Consider the following 21,400-nt stretch of genomic DNA (forward strand, 5'->3'; position numbering starts at 1 on the left):
TCGGATACCAACCCAAATCCTCAACGCAAGGAGGGACCAACATGTTTGAATTCTTCCACAAGGCCAGAAAGGCAGGGCAGAAGGGCTTCACCCTGGTGGAGCTCATGATCGTCGTGGCCATCATCGGCATCCTGGCGGCCATCGCCATCCCGCAGTTCGCCAAGTACCGGGCGAGGGCGCAGAACACCAGCGCGCTCTCCGATCTGCGGAACCTTCGGACCGACCTCGAGGGCTTCTACGCGGAATGGATGGAATACCCGGTGCCGTGATCCATGGCTTGATACCATCGGTTTACTCATCGTTTACTCGTAGATTTCGCCACTTATGCTCAAGGAGGCATGACATGCGGACCAGACTCATTCGCTGCTTGCAGATTTCCATGGCACTCCTCTTCCTGGTTGCCTTGGGATATCAAGGCCCTGCCATTGCCGCATCGGGTACGGTCACATCGGGCTTGTTCAACGTGACAGATGCTACATGTGGTGGCCAGCTTTCTTTTGAACTCTCCCCGAACGTCCAGCTTGGCTACAATATCTTAGACGACAGCTTCGCCATCAACTCCTTCAACGACAAGACCGACACAACCAACGGGATGGAATACGGTATCGGATCCGACAAGCCCGGATATTATCAGCGGCAAAAGACCGTGGATGCTGGCACGGCCATCACTGCGCCGACTGGGAGCAACTCCTCTGCCTTCAGCACAAACGGAACTAATGCCTGGACCTACCAGGGCAGCACCAAGTAACATTGGCTGAAGCCTTCGCCGCCGGGTTCAGCCGGGTCCGAAAGGGATACCGGCTGAACCCGTTCCGGCGTGACAAAAGACCCGCCGTCCAAGACCTCTCTCTCCGGCTCGCGGAGGGGGAGGTCTTCGGCATCGTGGGGCCCAACGGCGCCGGGAAGAGCACCACCATCAAGATCCTCATGGGGTTCATCCGCCCGGACGCGGGCGAGGTGGAGATCCTCGGCCGGGCGCCCTCCGACCCCGAGGTCCACGCCGAGGTGGGCTACCTCCCGGAAAACCCCTGCCTCTACGAGCACCTGACCGCCCGGGAGCACCTCCGCTTCGCCGCCCGCATCACCGGGATGCGGCCGCGGGAGGCCAGGGCGCGCATCGACGAGATCCTGGAGCGGGTGGACCTCCTCCACGCCGCGGACAAGCCCGTCCGGAGCTACTCCAAGGGGATGACCCAACGCGCGGCCCTGGCCTACGCCCTGGTCCACGATCCCCGGCTCCTCGTCCTGGACGAGCCCATGTCGGGCCTCGACCCCCTGGGCCGGCACCTGGTGGTGGAGATCCTCCAGGAGGCCTCCGCCCGGGGAAAGACCATCCTCTTCTGCTCCCACATCCTCACCGACGTGGAACGCTTCTGCACCCGGATCGGCATCATGAACCGGGGGCGGCTCGTCGCCGAGGTGACCCCGGGCGAACTCAAGCACCGCGGCGCCGGGGTAGGTGCGGAAACCGCCGCACCGGGAGCGGCCTCCCCCCTGGAGGCCTTCTTCCTCGAGGTCATCCGGGGAAACCGGCCATGAAGCGGCTGAACCGCGTCTGGGCCGTCTCGTGGCTCACCTTCCGGGAAGGGCTCCGCCACCGGGTGCTCATCGGGGTGGGGATCGCGGCGGCCGGGTTTCTCGCCGTCTCCGTCCCGGTGAGCGGCTTCTTCCTCCGCGAGATCGGGAAGGTCCAGGCCGACTGGTGTCTCTCCGTGGTCACCGCCGGCGGGCTGCTCGTTCCGTTCTTCCTCGGGATCCAGCTCCTGGCCCGGGACTTCGAGCGGCGGACCGCCTTCGCCCTGCTGTCGCGGGCCGTCTCCCGGACGGACTTCATCCTGGGAAAGTTCGGCGGCCTGGTCCTCCTCGCCGCCGCCGTCATGTCACTCCTGGCGGCGGCCGCGGCGGGCGCCCTCCTCGGCGGACGCGCGATCTACGGAAGACTCTACTACCAGAGCCTCTCCTGGGCGGCCTTCTTCCAGGCGACGGGCGCCGCCTTCCTCGAGGTGGTCCTCCTCGACGCCATGGTGGTCTTCTGGTCCACGGTGAGCACCAGCTCCTTCGTGGCCCTCCTCTTCTCCCTCTCCACCTACGTGGTGGGGCAGACGGTGGAGGACGTCCTCCGGTTCATCGCCGCCAAGGTGCCGGGGGTGGAGATCTCGCCGGTGGTGGAGGTCACGGTCCGGGTGGTGAAGTACCTCGTCCCGGACCTCGCCGCCTTCGACCTCAAGCTCCAGGCGAGCCACGGCATGGTGACCCCGGCCGCCGACCTCCTGCTCCTCGTGCTGAACGCCCTCTGCTACGGCACCGTCTTCCTGTGCGGGGCGATCCTGGTCTTCCGGAGGAAGGACCTCGCATGAAGGGCACCCGCGGCACGATCCTGGTCCTCGCCCTGGCCCTCTTCGCCGTGCCCTGGTGCACCGACCGCCTCTACGAGGCCCGGGGCCGTTTCCACGCCGCCACCGCGGGTCTCTTCCCCCCGCCCACCACCGGCGTCCTCCGGGCCTCCACCCTGGAGTTCACGGGGGCCGCCAGCGACTGGTTCTTCCTCCGGGTCATGACCGTGGTGGGACAAGCCCTCATCGAGGCCCGGGAACCCTCCCGCGCGGAGTGGCAGTGGGTCTACGAGTGGCTGGACCGCGTGACCGACCTCGACCCCCGGTTCTGGGACCCCTACGTCTTCGCCGAGGCCGTGCTGACCTGGAAAAACGACATGCTGCCCCAGGCGGACCGGCTCCTCCTCAAGGCCGCCGAGGCCCGGCCCGACCTCTACCGCCCCTATTTCTACCTGGGGTTCAACCACTTCTACTTCCAGCGGGACTATGCCACGGCCGCGGGCTACCTCCGGAAGGCGGCGAAACGCCCCGGCGCCCCGGGATGGATCATGAAACTGGCCGCCCGCATGAGCCTCTACGGGGGCCAGACGATGGCGGGCATCGTGCTGCTCGACGACCTCATCCGCACCACGCGCGACCCGCGCACCCGGGCCTCCCTGCTCCGGCGGCGCCAGGCCCTCGAGGCCGTGGCGGTCATCGAGAAGGCAGTGGCGGCCTTCCGGCGCGAAAAGGGCCGTTTCCCGAAGGACATCGAGGAGCTGGTCCGCTCGGGCCTCCTCGCCTCGATCCCGGCCGATCCCTACGGGGGGCGGTTCTACCTGGACCGGGAGGGACGCGTCGACACCACCAGCCGCTTCCTGCCGAAACGCCGCTAGCCGCCGCCCCCCCGAGCCCCTTTCCCCCGCCGCCGCCCCGGGATAAACTGTCGGCGTCGCCATCCACACCCGTGCCCCCGAGCGAGGCTGAAACCAGGCCGACCGGTCGACCCATGCCCGCAGACCCCACCCTCGCCGCCGCCGCCGCGGCGGCCGCGCTCGCCCTGGCCGCCCTGGCCGCGGGGATCGTCTCGCATCTGCGCCGCCGGGAGGAGGCGGTCCGCGCCGAGGCCCGCCTCGAGGAGATCGCCCGACAGGTCCAGGCCCTGGGGACCGACCTCCGCGGGGCCCAGGCCCAGGCCCGAGAGGAACAGGCCCGGCACGCGGCGGGCCTTGAACAGGCGGTCTCGGCCCAGCTCCGCCAGGGGGCCGAGAACCTCGCCCGGATCCACGAGGGGCTCCTGAAGGGCATGGGGGAGGTCCACCGCCAGGTGACAACGGCCCTCTCCGCCTCCACGGAGCAGCTCGAAAGGCGTTTCGAGCAGCTCACCCGGGCCACCGACACCCGGCTCCGGGAGATCGGCGGCCAGGTGGAGGGCCGCCTGCAGGAGGGCTTCAAGGAGACCACCGCCACCTTCGCCGACGTCCAGAAACGGCTCGCCCTCATCGACCAGGCCCAGCGCCACATCCAGGAGCTGTCCCACAACGTGGTCTCGCTCCAGGAGGTGCTGGCCGACAAGCGCTCGCGCGGTGCCTTCGGCGAGGTGCAGCTGGCCGCCCTGGTCCGGAACGTCCTCCCGGAAGGCGCCTTCGCCCTCCAGCGGGAGCTCTCCAACGGCACCCGGGTGGACTGCCTCCTCTACCTCCCGGAACCCACGGGCACCGTGGCCGTGGACGCCAAGTTCCCCCTGGAGAACTTCCACCGGATGTGCGACCCCGACGCCCCGGCGGCGGAACGCGCCCGGGCCGCCCGGCTCTTCAAGGCCGACGTGAAACGCCACATCCAGGACGTGGCGGACAAGTACGTCATCCCCGGCGAGACCGCCGACGGCGCCGTCCTGTTCCTCCCGGCCGAGGCGGTCTTCGCCGAGATCCACGCCCACCACCCGGACCTCGTGGAGCTGGCCTGGCGGCGCCGGGTCTGGCTCACTTCCCCCACCACCCTCATGGCGATCCTCACCACGGCCCGGGCGGTGCTGAAGGACGCGGCCACGCGCCGCCAGCTCCACGTGATCCAGGACCACCTCGTCCGGCTGGCGGAGGACTTCGACCGGTTCCAGAAGCGGATGGACAACCTCGCCCGCCACATCCGGCAGGCCGGGAAGGACGTGGAGGAGGTCCATACCTCGGCCCGGAAGATCACCCGCCGGTTCGAGAAGATCGAGAAGGTGGAACTCGCCCCCGCCGCCCCGGCGCCGGAACTCGGCGAGGGGCCCCAAAGCGGCGAGGACGACGAAGACGAGCCATGAAGCCGCCCCGCCCGGGGGACTTGCCCCCGGGCCCGGGTTCCGTTAGTAAGAGGCTGGCGGGACGCTCCGGGCGCCCCGCCGCCCCGCCCCGCCACCGGGGCCGACCACCGGGCGCCCCGGGCGCCCTGCACGACGAGGTGAACCGATCCATGGCCTTCGACACCACATCCGCCGGGAAACCGGAACCGCCGTCATCACCGGCGCGGCCCACCCTCCGCCGCCTGGTCCTGGACGTCCTGAAGCCCCACGAGCCCAACATCCTCGCCATCGCCAAGGCCCTGGCCGTGCTGCCCGGCGTGGACGGCGTGGACATCACGGTCTACGAGATCGACGCCAAGGTGGAGAACGTGAAGATCACCCTCGAGGGCACCGACCTCGAGTTCGCCCGGATCCGGAACGTGATCCACGACATGGGCGGCGCCATCCACTCCATCGACAAGGTCTCGACAGGCCGGGTCATCGTGGAGGAGGCCCCCACCCCGCAGGACTGAGCCCGGGATGGCACCCCTCGCCCTGCGCCGGGCCGTCGAGGAGCTCCGGCGCTACGACAAGATGGTGGGTATCTGGAAGATCGCCCGCCGCTACTTCGTCAACAACGCCTTCGACGGCCTCCTCACCGCCACGGGCCTGGTGCTCGGCAGCTGGCTGGCCCAGGTCCACGACCCGGCGGTCATCCTCCGGACGGGCTTTTCCACCGCCCTTGCCATCGGGGTCTCCGGCTTCTGGGGCGCCTACATGACCGAGGCGGCGGAGCGCCGCGACGACCTCGCCCGGCTCGGACGCCAAACGCTCACCGACCTCACCGACAGCCGCCTCGGCCGGGCCGTGGCGGTGGCCAGCCGGATCATCGCCGTGGTGGACGGTCTCTCCCCCTTCCTTGCGGCCGCCCTGGTGCTGGTGCCCTTCTTCTTCACCCCGTGGGCCCCGAGCATCCACTGGATCTACGGGATCTCGCTGGCCACGGCCTTCACCGCCCTCTTCGTGCTCGGGGTCTTCCTGGGGTGCATCTCCGGCCGCGGCCGGATCCGCTCCGGGCTCCTCATGCTGGTGGCGGGCCTGCTCTCGGCCGCCCTGAGCTACCTGATCAGCTGAGCCCGCTCCCTTCCCGGGCCGGCCCATCCGATCCAAGGCCTTCCTGCGAGGCCTTCATCCCTTGCCCATCCCTCCGCCCTCGTTTATTTTTTTTGGTGAAAAGACTCCGATCCCCATCAAGGAGGTCCGCCCATCAAGCGCACCGTCTCCACCCCGGAAAACCCCGCGGCCGTCCTCGACGAGGCCTTCGTCGCCTCGCTCTTCCCGCCCGGCCGCGACGACGCCTTCTTCGAGGCCCTCTACGGGGGCGCCGAGGAGGGGGCCTTCGACATCTCCCTCGGCCTCTCCCACTTCGACGAGGCCACGGGGACCCTGCACCTCGAGTTCCGGCTCACCGAGCGGCCGGGGAAGTGCCTGGCGTGCAACCTCACCTACGGCCTCCCGGAGGTCTTCCAGCGCCACCCGGTGATCGGGCTCCCGGACATCGTGCAAGCGGTGGAGGCGGCCCTGGCGCCCCACTGGCGCGTGGCGTCCTGGGAACTCGGGCGCACGCGGACCGTGAGCCGGAAGATGAACGTCATCCCCTTGTTCCTGCGGCTCGAACCCGCCGCCTGAGGCCCCCGGCCTCCCAGGAGGAGTCCATGCGCGTCATCGCCTTCGGAGACATCCACATGGAGTACGGGGAGCTCGCCCGGATCCCCGGTCTCGCCGAGGCCGACCTCGTCATCGTGACCGGCGACTTCACCAACTTCGGCGGCGAGAAGGAGGCCGAAAAGGTCCTCGGGGCCATCCGCCGCTACAACGGGAAGATCCTCGCCGTCCCCGGCAACCTCGACCAGCCGGAGGTGGCGGGCATGCTCCACGCCCGGGGGATCAACCTCCACGCCGACGGCGTCATGCTCGGCGAGACCGGCATCGTGGGGGTGGGCGGCTCCAACCCCACGCCCTTCAACACCCCCACCGAGTTCCCGGAGGAACGGCTCGCGGCCCTCATGGAAAAGGGCCTCGAGAAGGTCCGGGAGGCGAAGCGGTTGATCCTCGTCAGCCACGCGCCTCCCGTGGACACCGCGACCGACCGCATCCCAAGCGGGGCCCACGTGGGCAGCCGCGCCGTGCGCGACTTCATCGAGCGCCACCGCCCCCTCTTCTGCCTCACGGGCCACATCCACGAGGCCCGCGGCACCGACCGCATCGGGGAGACCCTGGTCCTGAACCCGGGGATGCTCTCCCACCCGGGGTGGATCGAGCTGGAGGAGACCGACGGCGGGGAGTGGACGGCCGTGATCCGGCCGTGACGGCGCCGCACCGGCCATCGCCCACCGGGACGCCTCCAGCGCCGCACCCCGGCGGCGCCTCACCGCCGCCGGGCCGCCCGGCCCGCCCCTCCCGGATCCCCGGCCGCGTTCACCCGGCTGCGAGGGGATCCGCCGCCCCTTCCCCTTCCCCGTCCGAGGCCGGGAGTCCCTCGGCCTCGAGGTAGTCCACCAGGGCCTCGTTCCACCGCCGGAGCCGCCCGCCGGTGAGCGCCGCGAAGAAGCTGGTGTCCAGGACGGAATAGGCGGGACGCCGGGCCGGCCGGGGATAGTCGCGGGTGGCCACCGGCCGGACACGGTCCGGGTCGCGGCCGGTGAGGCGGAAGATCTCCCGGGCGAACTCGTACCAGGTACACGTCCCCTCGTTGGTCACGTGCACGATCCCGCGCGCCCCCTGGGCCACCAGCCACCAGAGCCCCAGGGCGAGGTCCGGCGTGTAGGTGGGGGAGCCGCGCTGGTCGCTCACCACGTGGAGGATCTCCTTCTCCTCGGCCAGCCGCAGGATGGTACGGACGAAGTTCGGCCCGTGGCGGCCGTAGAGCCACGCGGTCCGGACGATGAGGTAGTCGCCCCCCATGGACTGGATGGCCTGCTCCCCGGCCAGCTTCGAGGCGCCGTAGACGTTCACGGGCCGCGTGGCGTCGGTCTCCCTGTAGGGCTGGCGCCCCTGCCCGTCGAAGACGTAGTCGGTGCTCATGTGGACGAGGCGGGTGCCGCACTCCCGGCAGGCCCAGGCCAGGTGCCCCGGACCCTTGGCATTGACGAGGTAGGCGGCGCCGCGCTCCGTCTCGCAGTCGTCCACCCGGGTGAAGGCCGCGCAGTTGACCACCACGTCGGGCCGGACGTCCTTCAGGCCCCGGATGCAGGCCTGGGGGCTCGAGACGTCGAGCTCGGAGCGGAGCCGGGGCACCACGTCGGCATGGCGCCGGAACCGCTCCACCACGTCACGGCCCAGCATCCCGCCCGCCCCCGTGACCAGCACCCGGAGGCTCACGTCCGCCCTCCCAGCCGGTCGCCGTACATCCGGCGGTAGTAGTCCCGGTAGGACCCGTCGGTGATGGCCCGGACCCAGTCACGGTGGGCCTCGTACCAGGCGACGGTCTCGGCGAGGCCCCGGTCGAAGGGGATCTCGGGCCGCCAGCCGAGCTCCGCCTCGGCCTTGGCGGTGGCCATGGCGTAGCGCCGGTCGTGCCCGGGCCGGTCGGCCACGTGGGTGATGAGGGACTCCGGCCGCCCCACGGCGGCGAGCACCCGGCGGACCACCTCGAGGTTGGTGAGCTCGCACCGCCCGCCCAGGTTGTAGACCTCGCCGTCGCGCCCGCGCTCGAGGGCCGCGAGCACCCCCCGGCAGTGATCCGAGACGTGGATCCAGTCGCGGACGTTCAGGCCGTCACCGTAGACCGGGAGCGGCCGTCCCGCCCAGGCGTTGGCGATCATGAGGGGGATGAGCTTCTCTGGAAACTGGTAGGGCCCGTAGTTGTTGGAACACCGCGTCACCACCACCGGGAGGCCGTGGGTCTTGAAGGCCGCCCGGGCCAGGAGATCCGAGGCGGCCTTGGAGGCCGCGTAGGGGCTGTTCGGGGCCAGCGGCGTCTCTTCCGTGAAGGGCGGATCCTCAGGCCCGAGGCTGCCGTAGACCTCGTCGGTGGAGACGTGGACGAAGCGGCGAAGGCGCGGGGACCGGCGGGCGGCGTCGAGCAGCACCTGGGTCCCCAAGACGTTGGTGACCACGAAGGGCTGGGCGTCCAGGATGGACCGGTCCACATGGCTCTCGGCGGCGAAGTGGACCACGGCGTCCACCCCGGCCACGAGCTCGGCCACGAGCCCCGCGTCCTCGATGCGGCCGTGGACGAAACGGTAGCGGGGGTCCCCCTCGAGATCGGCCAGGTTGGCGGGGTTTCCGGCATAGGTGAGGGCGTCGAGGTTGACGACCTCCCAGTCGCGCCCTTCCATGACCAGCCGGACGAAGTTGGTGCCGATGAAGCCGCACCCGCCCGTCACCAGGATTCGATTCGTGCCGCCCACGGCACCTCCTTGCCCGGCCCCGGCGGAGGGGGAAACGCCGCCGTCCCCGGAACCGCTTGCACGACGCCATCAAAAATAAACGGGACGGGGGTCGCCTGGCAACCACCCGTCCCGGTTCGATGCCGGCCGGCGCAACGTACCGCTACTTCACCTCCTCGAAGTCGGCGTCCACCACGTCGTCGCCCTTGTCGCTGCCGGAGGCGGACGCCCCGGCCTCCGCGCCGCCCCCGGCGGCGCCCGCCGAGGCGGCCTGGCCGGCGGCCTCCTTGTAGATGGTCTCGGCCACCTTGTGGGCCGCCTTCATGAGGTCGTCCTGGGCCAGGCGGATGGCCTGGATGTCGTCGCCCTCCATGGCCTTCTTGAGGACGGCGATCTTGTCGGTGATGGCGGACCGGGTGGCCTCGTCCACCCGCTCGCCCAGCTCCTGGAGGTTCTTCTCGGTGCTGTAGATGAGGGTGTCGGCCTGGTTCCGGGCCTCCACCAGCTCCTTGCGCCGTCGGTCCTCCTCGGCGTGGGCCTCGGCGTCCTTCACCATCCGCTGGATCTCCTCGTCGCTGAGGCCGCTGGAGGCCTGGATGCGGATGGACTGCTCCTTGCCGGTGGCGAGGTCCTTGGCCGAGACCTGGAGGATGCCGTTGGCGTCGATGTCGAAGGTGACCTCGATCTGGGGGACGCCGCGGGGGGCCGGCGGGATCCCCACCAGCTCGAACCGGCCGATGGTCTTGTTGTCGGCCGCCATCTCGCGCTCGCCCTGGAGCACGTGGATGGTCACCGCGTTCTGGTTGTCGGCGGCGGTGGTGAAGATCTGGCTCTTGCGGGTGGGGATGGTGGTGTTCTTCTCGATGAGCTTGGTCATGACGCCGCCCATGGTCTCGATGCCCAGCGAGAGCGGGGTCACGTCCAGGAGCAGCACGTCCTTCACTTCACCCTTGAGGACCGCGCCCTGGATGGCCGCGCCTATCGCCACCACCTCGTCGGGGTTGACGCCCTTGTGGGGCTCCTTGCCGAAGATCTCCTTGACCTTCTGCTGCACGCGGGGCATCCGGGTCATGCCGCCCACCAGGATGACCTCGTCGATGTCGGCGGCGGTGAGACCGGCATCCTGGAGGGCGGTCCGGCAGGGCCCGACGACGCGCTCGATGAGGTCCTCCACCATGGCCTCGAGCTTGGCCCGGGTGAGCTTGGTGACGAGGTGCTTCGGCCCGCTGGCGTCGGCGGTGATGAAGGGGAGGTTGATCTCCGTCTCGGCCGTGGTGGACAGCTCGCACTTGGCCTTCTCGGCGGCCTCCTTGAGCCGCTGGAGGGCCATGCGGTCTTCCCGGAGGTCCACCCCGTGTTCCCTCTTGAACTCGTCGGCGAGCCAGTCCACGATGCGGAGGTCGAAGTCCTCGCCGCCGAGGAAGGTGTCGCCGTTGGTGGCCTTCACCTCGAAGACGCCGTCGCCGATCTCCAGGATGGAGATGTCGAAGGTGCCGCCGCCGAGGTCGAAGACCGCGACCTTCTCTTCCGTCTTCTTGTCGAGCCCGTAGGCCAGGGCGGCCGCCGTGGGCTCGTTGATGATGCGCAGGACGTCGAGCCCCGCGATGCGGCCGGCGTCCTTGGTGGCCTGGCGCTGGCTGTCGTTGAAGTAGGCGGGCACCGTGATGACCGCCTCCTTGACGGGACCGCCGAGGTATTCCTCCGCCGTCTGCTTCATCTTGGCGAGGATCATGGCGGAGATCTCGGCGGGGCTGTACTTCTTGCCCTCCACCTCCACGTAGGCGTCGCCGTTGGGTCCCTCGACGATCTTGAAGGGCGAGATCTCGCGGCTCTTGCGCACCTCGGGATCGTCGAACTTGCGGCCGATGAGGCGTTTGACGGCGAAGAGGGTCCGCTCCGGGTTGGTGACGGCCTGGCGCTTGGCCAGGAGGCCCACCAGCCGTTCCCCCTTGTCGGTGAAGGCCACGACGGACGGCGTGGTCCGCCCGCCCTCGGCATTGGTCAGGACCTTGGGCTCGCCGCCCTCCATGACGGCGACGCAGGAATTGGTGGTGCCAAGGTCGATGCCGATCACTTTGCTCATGATAGGATTCCTCCTTCGGTCGATGACAAGCTGTCGCGCCGCCCGTCGTCCGGGGACGCCGAATCCAAGTTAAGCACTCGGCTCCCCTTGTCCACTCCCCTCGGGCGGTTTCTTGGAGACCACCACCAGGGCGGGCCGGATGACCCGCTCGTGGAGGCTGTAGCCCTTGAGGAGCTCCTGGACCACGGTATTCTCCTCCACGTCGTGGCATTCCTGGACGCTCAGGGCCTCGTGGAAGTTGGGATCGAAGCGCTGGCCCATGCAGCTGTAGGCCTTGAGCCCGAAGCGCTCCAGGGTCTTGAGGTACCCGGAGAGGGCGAGTTCCAGGCCCTCCACGAGCTTCTCGTCCGTCTCGCCGGAGTCCTTGGCAGCGGCGACGGCGCGCTCGAGGTTGTCGAGGAAGGGCAAGAGCTCCTTGGCAAAGGCCTCGAGGGCATAGCGCATGTGCTCGGCCTTCTCCCGCTCGACCCGCTTCTTGAAGTTGTCGAGCTCGGCCGCCAAGCGCAGGACCCGCTCCTCGCAGGCCCGGAGCTGTTCCCGGAGGGCCTCGGCCTCGCCCGGCCCCTCTTCTCCGGCATCGGCCGCGGAGACCGCGGTCTCCGCCTCACCGGCGGGGGCCTCCCGGCGCTCTTCCATCATATCCCTGTCCTTGTCGCCTTCTTGCATGGCTGTCTCTCAGGTCTCCATGGCGACGTGACTCAGCACGGCCGCCGTGTATTCCACGAGGGCCTTCATCCGGGCGTAGTTCATGCGCACCGGCCCCACCACGCCGAGGCTCCCAGCCGTCCGGTGCCCGACGGCGTAGGGCGTCATGACCACGGCGCAGCCGGGCAGCCCGGCGGCGGGCCCCGCCCCGATGAGCACCTGGACCCCCTTGGCCTCGAGGCACCCGTCCAGGATGGCCAGCAGCGATTCCTTGTCCTCGAAGGCCCGCAGCAGACGCCGGATCCGGTCCACGGTGGAAAACTCCGGGGCGTCCAGGAGGTTGAGCTTCCCGCCCACGAGGACGTCGCCGCCGGCGGCGGCCTGGAGCGGCGCCGCCACCAGCTCGTCCAGGAGGGCGTCCAGCTCGCGGCGCTCGTCCTCCATCTCCTGCCGGACCCGCCGGCGGATCTCCTCCAGGCTCAGCTCGCCGAGCCGGGCGTTGATGGAATCGGCCAGGCCCCGGAGCCGCTCCTCGGGCAGGTCGTGGTCGAGCCGGACGAGCCGGTTCCGGACCACACCGCTGGCGGAGACGATCACCACCATGGCGAGCCCCGGCCGGACCCGGAAGATCTCCACGTGCCGCACCCCCTCGCCGGTGACCCGGGGGACGCTCACCAGGGCCGCCTGCCCGGAGACGTCGGCCAGGACCCGGGCGGCCCGCTTGAGGACGGGCACCAGGCCCTCGCCCACGGCGAGGAGTTCCTTCTCGATGGCCACCTGGTCGCCCCAGGACAGATCCTCGGGCTCCAGGAGGAACTCGACGTAATAGCGGAACCCGGCCTCGGTGGGCAGCCGCCCGGCGGAGGCGTGGGGCTGGAAGAGACAACCGAGGTCCTCGAGGTCGGCCATGACGTTGCGGATGGTGGCCGGGCTGAGGCCCAGGCCCGACCGGCGGGCCACGGTCCGGGACCCGACGGGTTCCGCCGTCTCGATGTAGCCCTGGACCACGGCCCGGAGGATCCTGGCCTGCCGTTCCGTCAGCGCCTGTCCGTCTCCTGCCGTCATGGACGCCGGCCTTCCCGCCGCCCCCGGAGGCGGGGCGGCCACATATCTGTTTGGAATTCCAGTATATTGAAACCAGTGAGGACGATAATTCCCCCCCAGACCCCTGTCAACCCGGCCCCTCCCCGGGGTCCGGGCGGGGATGTCCTTTCCCGCGACGGCGCCCGCGTTGACAGCCAGCGGGGGGGCCGGTAAAGTTCGGCCTATCCGGGAAAGGTGAGCCTCCTCACCTTTCCGCCTTCGAGAGGAACACACGCATGTTTGGGTTGGGAATGCCGGAGCTGATCGTCATCTTCCTCATCGTCCTCGTGGTCTTCGGGGCGGGGAAACTCCCCCAGATCGGCGAGGGCCTCGGGAAGGGCATCAAGAACTTCAAGAAATCCATCAAGGAGGAAGAAGCGGCGGACAAACCCGAGGACCGAGGCGAACTGGAAGACCGGAAGTCGTCCGACTGACCCCGGGGCGCCTCCGCCCCCCCTTCCTCCCGCCGCCGGCCATGGGCCCGCCGCGCCCGCTATGGAATCCCCGACCCAGCCCCCCCCCGAACCGGCCAAATCCCTCTTCGACCGCATCTACGACCTCTTTTCTTCCCTCCGCCTGGCCATCTTTCTCCTCATCGCCCTGGCCGTGGCCTCCATCATCGGCACCCTGCTGCCCCAGGGAAAGGACCTGGCCTTCTACGGGGAGCACTTTCCCCGGCTCTTGTCGCTGATCCGGGTCCTGGACCTGGGCGACATGTACCACTCCTGGTGGTTCCTCGCCCTCATGGGCCTCTTCGCCCTGAACCTGGTCACCTGCACCATCCGGCGCCTGCCCGTCACCCTCCGGCTCTACCGGCGTGACAGCCTCGCCCTCGACCCGGACCGCCTGGCCCGGATGTCGCTCCGCCACAGCTGGGTCCTCCACGGAAACCCCGGCGGAGAAAGGGCCGCCGCGTGCTTCCGTGAGCGGGCCGGCCGGACCCGCACGGCGGAGATCGGCGGGGGGACCCTCCACCTGGTGGAGCACGGACGCTGGACCTACTGGGCCCTCTACGGGCTCCACGCCAGCATCCTCGTCATCTTCCTCGGCGCCCTCGTCGGCTGGATATGGGGCTTCCACGGCGACCTCCTCCTCATGGAGGGCGACACCGCCGACTCCATCACGAACCGCCGCGGCGGGGCCCCCATCCCGCTCGGCTTCCAGGTGCGGTGCGACGACTTCGACGTCTCCTTCTACGAGACCGGCGCCCCCAAGGAATACCGGTCCGACCTCACGGTGATCGACGGCGGCCGGGAGGTCCTCCACCGATCCGTCGTGGTCAACAGGCCCCTCACCTACAAGGGCATCACCTTCTACCAGGCCAACTACCAGGCGGCCCCCGAGGCGGCCGTCCGGATCGAGGCCGCCGACGGCGCGACCAAGACCCTGGTCGTGCCCGCCTACCAGACCGTCACCTGGCCGGAGAAGGGGATCTCGCTCCGGCTCATCCAGTACATGCCCAACGTCCACGGCGGCGCCGCCGTCCGGCTCCTGTGGGCCGACCGGGACGGGCCGCTCCAGGGGCCCTGGCTCATCAAGGGGCGGCCGACCCCCCTCACCAGCGGTGACAAGGAATTCAGCCTGTCCCTGATCGATCTCCGCCAGCGGTTCATGACAGGCCTCTCGGTCAAGAAGGACCCGGGGGTCTGGATCGTCTGGCTCGGGTGCACGGGCCTCATCCTCGGCTTCGTGGTGGTCTTCTGGGTGGGCCACCGGCGCCTGTGGCTGTGGGTGGGGCCGAGGGACGGAAAGACCGTGGCCGTCCTGGCCGGGCAGACCAACAAGAACAAGACGGCCTTCGAAGACGACTTCCACCGGATCGTCAAGGCCATGGACCGCTGCCTGGAGGCTACCCCATGAACCTCGACAGTTCCTTCTTCCTGAGTCTCACCACCTTCGTCTACCTCGGGGCGGCGGTGATCTATCTCTTCCACTGGATCTTCCGGGTCCGGCAGGTGGGGGTCGTCGCCTCCCTGGCGGCCCTGGGCGGGCTCCTCCTCCAGACGGCGGGCATCGGCCTCCGGTGGGTGGAGTCGTACCAGCGGGGCTACGGGCACGCCCCCCTCTCGAACCTCTACGAGTCGCTGGTCTTCTTCGCCTGGGTGGTGATACTCGTCTACCTCGTGGTGGAGCGGCGGACGAAGAACCGGGTGATCGGCGCCTTCGCCACCCCCTTCGCCGCCCTCGCCATGGCCTACGCCTCCTTCAGCCCCCAGGTGGAGGACGCCATCCAGCCCCTGGTGCCGGCCCTGAAGAGCAACTGGCTCATCGCCCACGTCGTGACCTGCTTCCTCGGCTATGCCGCCTTCGCCGTGGCCTGCGGCCTGGGCATCATGTACCTCATCCGGTACTTCTCGGACGAGAACCCCGCCGGGCTCGTGGGCACCCTCCCGCCGCTCCGGACCCTCGACGCCCTCATGTACCAGACCCTCACCTTCGGTTTCGTGTGGCTCAGCCTCGGCATCATCACCGGCGCGGTCTGGGCCAACGAGGCCTGGGGCAGCTACTGGACCTGGGACCCGAAGGAGACCTGGTCCCTCATCACCTGGTTCGTCTACGCCGTGGCGCTCCACGCCCGGTTCGTCCGGGGGTGGACGGGCCCGCGCATCGCGGTGCTCGCCATCGTGGGCTTCGCCGCGGTCATCTTCACCTACTTCGGCGTGAACTTCCTGCTCTCCGGCCTCCACAGCTACGGGGCGCAGTAGGTACGCCGCACCCGGCGGCCCGAGCCGCCGAAGGACACGCCCATGTTCGGACTCGGCACGCAGGAACTCCTGGTCATCCTCGTCATCGCCCTCTTCCTCTTCGGCGGGAAGAAGCTCCCCGAGATCGGCGCGGGGCTCGGCCGCGGCCTCCGTTCCTTCAAGAAGGGGCTCCAGGAGATCGACGAGGTGGACCCCCGGAAAGACCTCGGGGAGGTCCCGGGGGTCTCCGAGCTGAAGGACCTCCAGAAGATCGTCCGAAAGTAGCCCGGCGCGGGGGTGCGGCGGGGCCGCCATGCAGGCCATGATCCTTGCCGCCGGCCTCGGCACGCGGCTCCGCCCCCTGACCCTCCACACCCCGAAGCCCCTCTTCCCGGTCCTCGGCAAACCGCTCCTCCTCCGGCTCCTGGAGACCCTCGAGGCGGCGGGCGCCGAGATCGTCGCGGTGAACGCCCACCACCTGGCCCACCGAATCGAGGCGGCCCTGGCGGCGTGGCGCCCGCGGTTCCGGGCCCGCGTGGAGCTCCTCGTGGAGCGGGAGATCCTCGGCACCGGCGGCGGGGTGGGAAACGCCCTCTCCCGGCTCGACCCGGGCCGCCCCCTCCTCCTGGTCAACGGCGACGTGGTGACCAACCTCGACTTCCGCCGCCTCTGGGACCGGTTCGCCGCGGACCGCGCCCACGCCGTCCTGGTGGTGCACCGGCGGCCGCCCTTCGACAAGCTGGCCGTCCGGGACGGCCGGGTCCTGGGGTTCGACGCCCCCGGGCCCGGGGCCCTGGCCTTCACCGGGATCTCGATCCTCTTCCCGCCGCTGCTCCGGCGCCTCCGGGGCGGGCCGGGTTCCCTGATCGCGGCCTTCGAGGCCGCCCTCCGGGAGACACCCGGTGCGATCCGGGCCGCCCGGGCCGACCTCCCCGGCCCGGGCCTCCATCCGCCCGGGGGCCTCGTCTGGGAAGACATCGGCACCCCGGCGGGGTATCTCGCCGCCCACGGCCGGCTCCTCGAGGCGGACGAGACGCGCCTCTTCCTGCCCGCGGGCGAGCCGCCACCGCCGGCGGACACCCGGGTGGAGGACTGGGCCTGCCTGGGCCGGGGCGTACGGATCGGCCGGGGGGTCACCCTGCGCCGCACCGTGGTCTGGAACTATGCAACCGTGCCCGAGGGGAGTACCCTTGACCAGTGCATCGTGACCCCCCGCCAGACGCTGTGCCTCACCCATGCGGATGACGACCCCGACCGCCAGCCCCGCCCATGACGAACCGCGCCGCGCCCCGGCACCCGACGGGTCGGACCGGCGTTTTGCGCGGTGCGACTGGCACGGGCGGCGGGCGGTGGTGGTGGACCCGGCCCCCGGGCCGGCGGGCCGAGCCGAGGCGGAAAGCGCCTTCCGGATCGGCCGCCACCTCGCCGCGCGCGGGGTCCCGGTGCCGGAGATCCTCGCCTTCGATCCCGCCACCGGGCGGCTGGTGATGGAAGACCTCGGCGACGCCCGCCTCCAGGACGCGGCCCTCGCCCGCCTCGGGGCCGGCGACCTGGACGGCCTCCGGGCCCTCTACCGGCGGGCCCTCGAGGTGCTCGCCCACCAGCAAGTGGCGGGCGGGCGCGGCTTCGACCCGGCCTGGTGCCACGACACCCCGGCCTACGACGCCCGGCTCGCCCGGGAACGGGAGGCCGGCTACTTCCTGGAGGCCTTCGTGCGCGGAAGATGCGGCCTCGATCCCGGCCCCGGGCTGCTGGCGGAACTCGACGCCCTCGCCGAGGGCGTCCGGCGCCACGAGACCACCGCCTACTTCCTCCACCGCGACTTCCAGTCCCGGAACCTCATGGTGCAGGGAGACCGGCTCCGGGTCCTCGACTTCCAGGGCGGCCGCCTCGGCCCCCTCGCCTACGACGCCGCCGCCCTCCTGCTGGACCCCTACGTGGAGCCGCCCCAGGACCTCTGGGAGCCCCTGCTCGGCGACTACCTCGAGGCCCTGTCCGCCCTCGGCGTCCGGGTGGCCGAGGCCGACTTCCGCCGGGAGTTCGCCCGGCTCGCGCTCCTCCGCAACCTCCAGGTCCTCGGGGCCTTCGCCTTCCTCTCCGGCGTCAAGGGCCGGCCCTCCTTCGCCCGGCACATCCCGGCGGCCCTTCGCCGGCTCATCCGGCTCATGGAGGCGTACCCGCCGGATCCACCCTGCCCGGCGCTGGCCGACCTCGCCCGCCGGATCATGGAACGGGAGGCCGCCCGATGAGACCGCGGCGGCTGCGGCGCCTCCTCCCCGCCCTCGTGCTCCCCCTGGCCCTCGTGGTCTGGCTGGGTCCCTACCTCGTGGGCCTCGAGGCCGTCCGGGCCCGCGTCCTCCAGGCGGCCCGGGCCCGCCTCGGGCCCGCCACCCGCCTGGCGGCCATCCGGTGGTCCTGGCTCCCGCGCCCGGCGGTCACCCTCTCGGGGGTGCACATCGAGCTACCCGGCCTGGTGCTGGACGCCCCGGCCGTGGAACTGGTCCCGGACCCCATCGGGCTCGCCCACGGCCGGCCGGCCCTCTGGGAGGTCCGGCTCGCCTCCCCGTCGGCGCGGATAGAACCGGCCGCGTGGCACCGGCCGGGGAGCCCGGCACACGCCGAGCCGGCCGGGGCGCGGTTCGTCCCGCCGCCGATCCGCCGGGTCCGGGTGACGGAGGGGCGGATCGTCCTCCGCGACGGCCCGCGCCGGATCGACCTCACCGGGGTCGAGGCGCGGATCGGGCTCTCGGAGCGGCCCCTCACCCTGGAGGTCACGTGCACCCCCGGCCTTGCCGACCGACTCGAGGTGCACGGCACCCTCGAACCCGGGACACTCCGCTACCGGCTCCGCGTCGCGCTCAAGGGTCTCCGGCCGGCGTCCGCCGTGGGGGCCTGGGGCCTCCGGCACCCGCTGGCGCCCCGGGACCTCGTCCTCAACCTGCAGGGCGACGTCAGCGGGGACGGCACCGGCGCCTTCGAGGGCCGGTTCACCGGCGACATCCCCTGCCTGGTCCTCCGCCCCGGCGAGGAGGACATCTCCTTCGCCTGCGGCGCCCTGGCCTTCCAGGTGGTCCGGGACGGTGACGCGTGGACCGTGGGCCTCGACCGCCTGGACCTCTCGGATCCCCGCCTGCGGATCTCGGGCCGGATCCGCTACCTGGCCGAAACCGGAGGGGCCCGCCGTTCCCGCCTCGCCCTCGATCTCCGGGCCGCCGACGTGGACCTCGGCGGCGTCCGGCGCAAGGTGCTCGCCCTCTGGGGCGGGCATCCCGTGGCCCGAAAGGTCTGCGACATCGTCCGGGGAGGCACCGCCACCGCCGCCGGTTTCTCCTTCGAGGGGCCGCCCTCCTGGCTGAACCGGCTGGACAAGATGCGGATCACCGCCACGGTCCGGGGCACGGAGGTCCATGTCCCAGGTCTCTCGCTCACGGACACGGCCGGCGAGGTACGGATCGTGGACGGCCTCTTGGTGGGCGAAAACCTCTCCACCCGCCTGGACCACACCTTCGGCCATGACGGCACCCTGCGGCTCGGCCTCCACGGCGCGGACCCGGCCTTCCACCTGGACATCGCCGTGGACGTGGACATGGCGGACCTGGTCCCGGTGCTCAGGGGGATCGTCCACGGCGATGCGCTCCGGTCGGAGCTCGACCGATTCCGTGACCTGTCCGGCCGGGCCGAGGGGCGGCTTCGGATCGGGGAGCGACTCCATGCCCCCAAGGTCCGCGTCGACGTCTCGGCCATGGACTTCTCCGGCCGCTACGCCCGCCTCCCCTGGCCATTCACCGTCCGCCGCGGCCGCCTCGCCCTGCGCCCCGAGAAGGTGACCTGGACCGGGATCGAGGCCGAGGTGGGCCCCCACCGGCTGCGGGAGGTGGCCGGGAGCATCACCCTCGGGCGCCGCCAGGATCTCCGCATGGAGGGCGCCGGCGAGATCTCGGCCGGTCCCCTGCTGGCGGGGCTGTCGGCCGTCCCCGCGGCCGCCCGGGCGCTGTCGCCTTTCCTCGCCCATGCCCGGGGCCGGATCACCGTTTCCCGGTTCACCCTCGCCGGCCCGTGGTCCCGCCCGGCGGCCTGGCGGTACGAGGCCGAGGCCACCGCCCTCGACCTCCGCCTGGACGGTCCCGCACTGCCCGCCGGCCTGCGCCTCCGCCGGGTGGACCTCCTGGTGAACCAGGAGCGGGTCACCCTCCGCCGGGCGGAGGCCGACGTGAAGGGCCTCCCCCTCAGCGCCGCCGGCTCGGTGCGCTTCGGCGGGCCGAAGGCGGCGCGCGGCGGCTGGCTGGACGTGGAGGGCGCCATGGGCCGCACCCTGGCGATGTGGCTCGAAGGACGTGGCTGGCTCCCCGCCGCCTACCGGCCCCGCCTCCCGTGCCGGATCGAGAACGCCCACCTGGCCTGGGACGCGGCCGGGGCCCGCTTCAGCGGCGACCTCTTTCCCGGCCGCCGCGGCGGCGCGGCGACGGACCGGGTGGCCGTCCGCCTCTCGGTGACACCCGGCCACCTCCGGATCGAGCGCCTCTCCCTGGAAAGCCGCGGGGAGAAGGGGGAACTCTCCCTGGATCTCGACCGGCGGCGGGGGGGGCTTCGCCTGGCATGGGCCGGGGCCATCCGGAAGACATCCCTGGACCGGCTCCTTTCCCGGAACCGCCTGCTCTCCGGCGAGATGGACGGGAACTTCACCCTGGCCTTCGATCCCGACCGGCCCGGGCGGACCCGCGTCACCGGCCGGGCCCGGGTCCGCCACCTCCGCTGGCCCTGGGGGCTCCGCCGCCCCGTGGACGTGGAACAGCTCAAGGTCTCGGGTCACGGCGGCTCGGCGCGGCTGGACGTCCTGATCCTCGGGATCGGGCCGGAACGGGTCCATCTCAAGGGAGACATCCGGGCCACGCGGGCGGCCCTGGTGCTGGACCTCGAGGCCGCCTCCCCCCGCCTGACCTGGGAGAACCTGGCCTCCTTCCTCCCCGCCGCCGGGGAAAAGAAAGGCGGGACCCCGCCGTCGGGACGCCGGCGCTGGCCCGTGGACCTCGAGCTCCGTTTCCGGGTGAAGGCCTTCCGCGTGGCCGAGAAGACGCTGGAACGGGCCTCGACCTCGGGCCACGTCTTCACGGTACGCCGGGCCGTAGGCAAGATCGGGCTCACCCCGGCCGGCGACCTCCATCTCCGGGTGACCCGGGCGGAGCTCTGCGGCCTCGGGCTGGGACTCCGGTGGGACACCCACGGCGCCGAGACCCGGATGGATCTCAACGCCACCGCCGCCGCCCTCCCCTTCGAGACGGCACTCCCCTGCCTCGGCCGGCCCCAGCGGCTCATCTCCGGCCGGGCCGACCTCGCCCTGGAGCTGTCGGGACGCCCGGGGACCTGGACCGGCGGGCGGCTGGTGCTCCGCTCCGACGGCGGCCGCATCCACAAGTTCACCCTGATCTCCAAGCTCTTTTCCCTGCTCAACGTCATCGAGCTCTTCAAGGGCCACCTCCCGGACCTCACCACGGAGGGGTTCGGCTACAGCCGGATGGACATCCAGGGCACCGTGGCGGACAACCGGCTCACCCTCACCCGGGCCGCGGTCAAGGGAGAAGGGATGGACCTCTTCGCCACGGGCGACATCCGCCTGGACGGTCCCACCCTGGACCTCATGCTGCTCGTGGCGCCGCTCAAGAGCGTGGACGCCGTTGTGAAGAAGGTCCCGCTCCTGGGCTACGTGCTGGCCGGGGAACGGGGGACACTGGTCACCATCGCCTTCCGGGTCAGGGGGCCCGCCGGCGACCCGAAGATCTCGCCGCTGCCCGCCGAGGCCCTCGGAAAGGGTGTCCTGGGCATCCTGGGCCGGGCCGTGGGGCTGCCCCTCCACATCCTGAAACCCGTCCTGGGCGGCGGGGAAGACGACCGGCCCGCCCCGGTTGATGCCCCCCGAAAAGGCCGGTAGGATGACAGGGATA

Annotated in this window: 23 protein-coding genes; 17 read left to right on the forward strand and 6 right to left on the reverse strand. The window is 71.0% G+C overall.

The genetic code is table 11. The features are described 5' to 3' along the window. Positions 1-41 precede the first annotated feature (41 nt). The 8 genes from HCU62_RS06755 (at position 42) to HCU62_RS06790 (ending at position 5,709) form a co-directional block, all read left to right on the forward strand. The gene (locus HCU62_RS06755) at positions 42-269 is read left to right on the forward strand and encodes a pilin (RefSeq protein WP_163298855.1); all 228 of its coding nucleotides are present in this window, start codon (positions 42-44) and stop codon (positions 267-269) included. A 74-nt stretch (positions 270-343) separates the two neighbouring features. Next, complete coding sequence (locus tag HCU62_RS06760; protein ID WP_163298856.1) at positions 344-748, forward strand: hypothetical protein; 405 nt, start codon at positions 344-346, stop codon at positions 746-748. A 2-nt stretch (positions 749-750) separates the two neighbouring features. Further along, a complete protein-coding gene (locus HCU62_RS06765; protein WP_163298857.1) occupies positions 751-1,539 on the forward strand; it encodes an ABC transporter ATP-binding protein in 789 nt (262 codons plus the stop codon). Continuing rightward, positions 1,536-2,357 carry an ABC transporter permease gene (locus HCU62_RS06770; protein ID WP_163298858.1) on the forward strand — a complete coding sequence of 274 codons (822 nt, stop codon included), beginning with the start codon at positions 1,536-1,538 and terminating at the stop codon, positions 2,355-2,357. Before HCU62_RS06765 ends, HCU62_RS06770 begins: the two co-directional genes overlap by 4 nt. Next, on the forward strand, positions 2,354-3,208 hold the full coding sequence (locus HCU62_RS06775; protein ID WP_163298859.1) for a tetratricopeptide repeat protein: 855 nt from the start codon (positions 2,354-2,356) through the stop codon (positions 3,206-3,208). Before HCU62_RS06770 ends, HCU62_RS06775 begins: the two co-directional genes overlap by 4 nt. A gap of 113 nt (positions 3,209-3,321) precedes the next feature. Next, a complete protein-coding gene (locus HCU62_RS06780; protein ID WP_163299563.1) occupies positions 3,322-4,617 on the forward strand; it encodes a DNA recombination protein RmuC in 1,296 nt (431 codons plus the stop codon). Between the two features lie 137 nt (positions 4,618-4,754). Further along, the gene (locus tag HCU62_RS06785; RefSeq protein WP_343066724.1) at positions 4,755-5,108 is read left to right on the forward strand and encodes a DUF211 domain-containing protein; all 354 of its coding nucleotides are present in this window, start codon (positions 4,755-4,757) and stop codon (positions 5,106-5,108) included. 7 nt (positions 5,109-5,115) lie between these two features. After that, complete coding sequence (locus HCU62_RS06790) at positions 5,116-5,709, forward strand: VIT1/CCC1 transporter family protein (protein ID WP_163299561.1); 594 nt, start codon at positions 5,116-5,118, stop codon at positions 5,707-5,709. Between the two features lie 54 nt (positions 5,710-5,763). Here the strand turns inward: HCU62_RS06790 and HCU62_RS12845 are convergent, their stop codons facing one another. Further along, the gene (locus HCU62_RS12845; RefSeq protein ID WP_163299559.1) at positions 5,764-6,111 is read right to left on the reverse strand and encodes a hypothetical protein; all 348 of its coding nucleotides are present in this window, start codon (positions 6,109-6,111) and stop codon (positions 5,764-5,766) included. Positions 6,112-6,114: 3 nt separating this feature from the next. Here HCU62_RS12845 and HCU62_RS12850 point away from each other — a divergent pair, with 3 nt between their 5' ends. Then, positions 6,115-6,264, forward strand: a complete 150-nt coding sequence (locus HCU62_RS12850) for a hypothetical protein (protein WP_163299557.1) — start codon at positions 6,115-6,117, stop codon at positions 6,262-6,264. 26 nt (positions 6,265-6,290) lie between these two features. Beyond that, entirely contained in the window at positions 6,291-6,944 is a 654-nt protein-coding gene (locus tag HCU62_RS06805) for a metallophosphoesterase (protein ID WP_163299555.1), read from the forward strand. A 109-nt stretch (positions 6,945-7,053) separates the two neighbouring features. On the opposite strand, the gene rfbD is transcribed toward HCU62_RS06805, so the two are convergent. The 5 genes from rfbD to hrcA form a co-directional block, all read right to left on the reverse strand. Beyond that, positions 7,054-7,956 carry a dTDP-4-dehydrorhamnose reductase gene (gene rfbD, locus HCU62_RS06810; protein ID WP_169755517.1) on the reverse strand — a complete coding sequence of 301 codons (903 nt, stop codon included), beginning with the start codon at positions 7,954-7,956 and terminating at the stop codon, positions 7,054-7,056. Next, positions 7,953-8,987, reverse strand: a complete 1,035-nt coding sequence (gene rfbB, locus HCU62_RS06815; RefSeq protein ID WP_163299511.1) for a dTDP-glucose 4,6-dehydratase — start codon at positions 8,985-8,987, stop codon at positions 7,953-7,955. Before rfbB ends, rfbD begins: the two co-directional genes overlap by 4 nt. Before the next feature lie 142 nt (positions 8,988-9,129). Continuing rightward, complete coding sequence (gene dnaK, locus HCU62_RS06820; RefSeq protein ID WP_163299510.1) at positions 9,130-11,049, reverse strand: molecular chaperone DnaK; 1,920 nt, start codon at positions 11,047-11,049, stop codon at positions 9,130-9,132. A gap of 69 nt (positions 11,050-11,118) precedes the next feature. Then, on the reverse strand, positions 11,119-11,688 hold the full coding sequence (grpE, locus tag HCU62_RS06825; protein ID WP_163299508.1) for a nucleotide exchange factor GrpE: 570 nt from the start codon (positions 11,686-11,688) through the stop codon (positions 11,119-11,121). Between the two features lie 36 nt (positions 11,689-11,724). After that, the gene (hrcA, locus tag HCU62_RS06830) at positions 11,725-12,759 is read right to left on the reverse strand and encodes a heat-inducible transcriptional repressor HrcA (RefSeq protein ID WP_163299506.1); all 1,035 of its coding nucleotides are present in this window, start codon (positions 12,757-12,759) and stop codon (positions 11,725-11,727) included. A gap of 254 nt (positions 12,760-13,013) precedes the next feature. Between hrcA and HCU62_RS06835 the strand changes: the two genes are divergently transcribed. The 7 genes from HCU62_RS06835 (at position 13,014) to HCU62_RS12605 (ending at position 21,387) form a co-directional block, all read left to right on the forward strand. Next, the gene (locus HCU62_RS06835; RefSeq protein WP_163299504.1) at positions 13,014-13,211 is read left to right on the forward strand and encodes a twin-arginine translocase TatA/TatE family subunit; all 198 of its coding nucleotides are present in this window, start codon (positions 13,014-13,016) and stop codon (positions 13,209-13,211) included. 61 nt (positions 13,212-13,272) lie between these two features. Beyond that, positions 13,273-14,637 carry a cytochrome c biogenesis protein ResB gene (gene resB, locus HCU62_RS06840; RefSeq protein WP_169755518.1) on the forward strand — a complete coding sequence of 455 codons (1,365 nt, stop codon included), beginning with the start codon at positions 13,273-13,275 and terminating at the stop codon, positions 14,635-14,637. Continuing rightward, on the forward strand, positions 14,634-15,482 hold the full coding sequence (ccsB, locus tag HCU62_RS06845; protein ID WP_163299126.1) for a c-type cytochrome biogenesis protein CcsB: 849 nt from the start codon (positions 14,634-14,636) through the stop codon (positions 15,480-15,482). Before resB ends, ccsB begins: the two co-directional genes overlap by 4 nt. A 42-nt stretch (positions 15,483-15,524) precedes the next feature. After that, positions 15,525-15,746: a twin-arginine translocase TatA/TatE family subunit gene (locus tag HCU62_RS06850; RefSeq protein ID WP_163299125.1), complete on the forward strand. Its 222-nt coding sequence runs from the start codon at positions 15,525-15,527 to the stop codon at positions 15,744-15,746. A gap of 28 nt (positions 15,747-15,774) precedes the next feature. Further along, positions 15,775-16,734: a nucleotidyltransferase family protein gene (locus tag HCU62_RS06855; protein ID WP_163299124.1), complete on the forward strand. Its 960-nt coding sequence runs from the start codon at positions 15,775-15,777 to the stop codon at positions 16,732-16,734. Next, the gene (locus HCU62_RS06860) at positions 16,703-17,710 is read left to right on the forward strand and encodes an aminoglycoside phosphotransferase family protein (protein ID WP_163299123.1); all 1,008 of its coding nucleotides are present in this window, start codon (positions 16,703-16,705) and stop codon (positions 17,708-17,710) included. Before HCU62_RS06855 ends, HCU62_RS06860 begins: the two co-directional genes overlap by 32 nt. Further along, the gene (locus HCU62_RS12605; RefSeq protein ID WP_163299122.1) at positions 17,707-21,387 is read left to right on the forward strand and encodes an AsmA-like C-terminal domain-containing protein; all 3,681 of its coding nucleotides are present in this window, start codon (positions 17,707-17,709) and stop codon (positions 21,385-21,387) included. Before HCU62_RS06860 ends, HCU62_RS12605 begins: the two co-directional genes overlap by 4 nt. Positions 21,388-21,400 lie beyond the last annotated feature (13 nt).

Origin of the sequence: Dissulfurirhabdus thermomarina, from assembly GCF_012979235.1 — a bacterium.
Lineage (GTDB): Bacteria > Desulfobacterota > Dissulfuribacteria > Dissulfuribacterales > Dissulfurirhabdaceae > Dissulfurirhabdus > Dissulfurirhabdus thermomarina.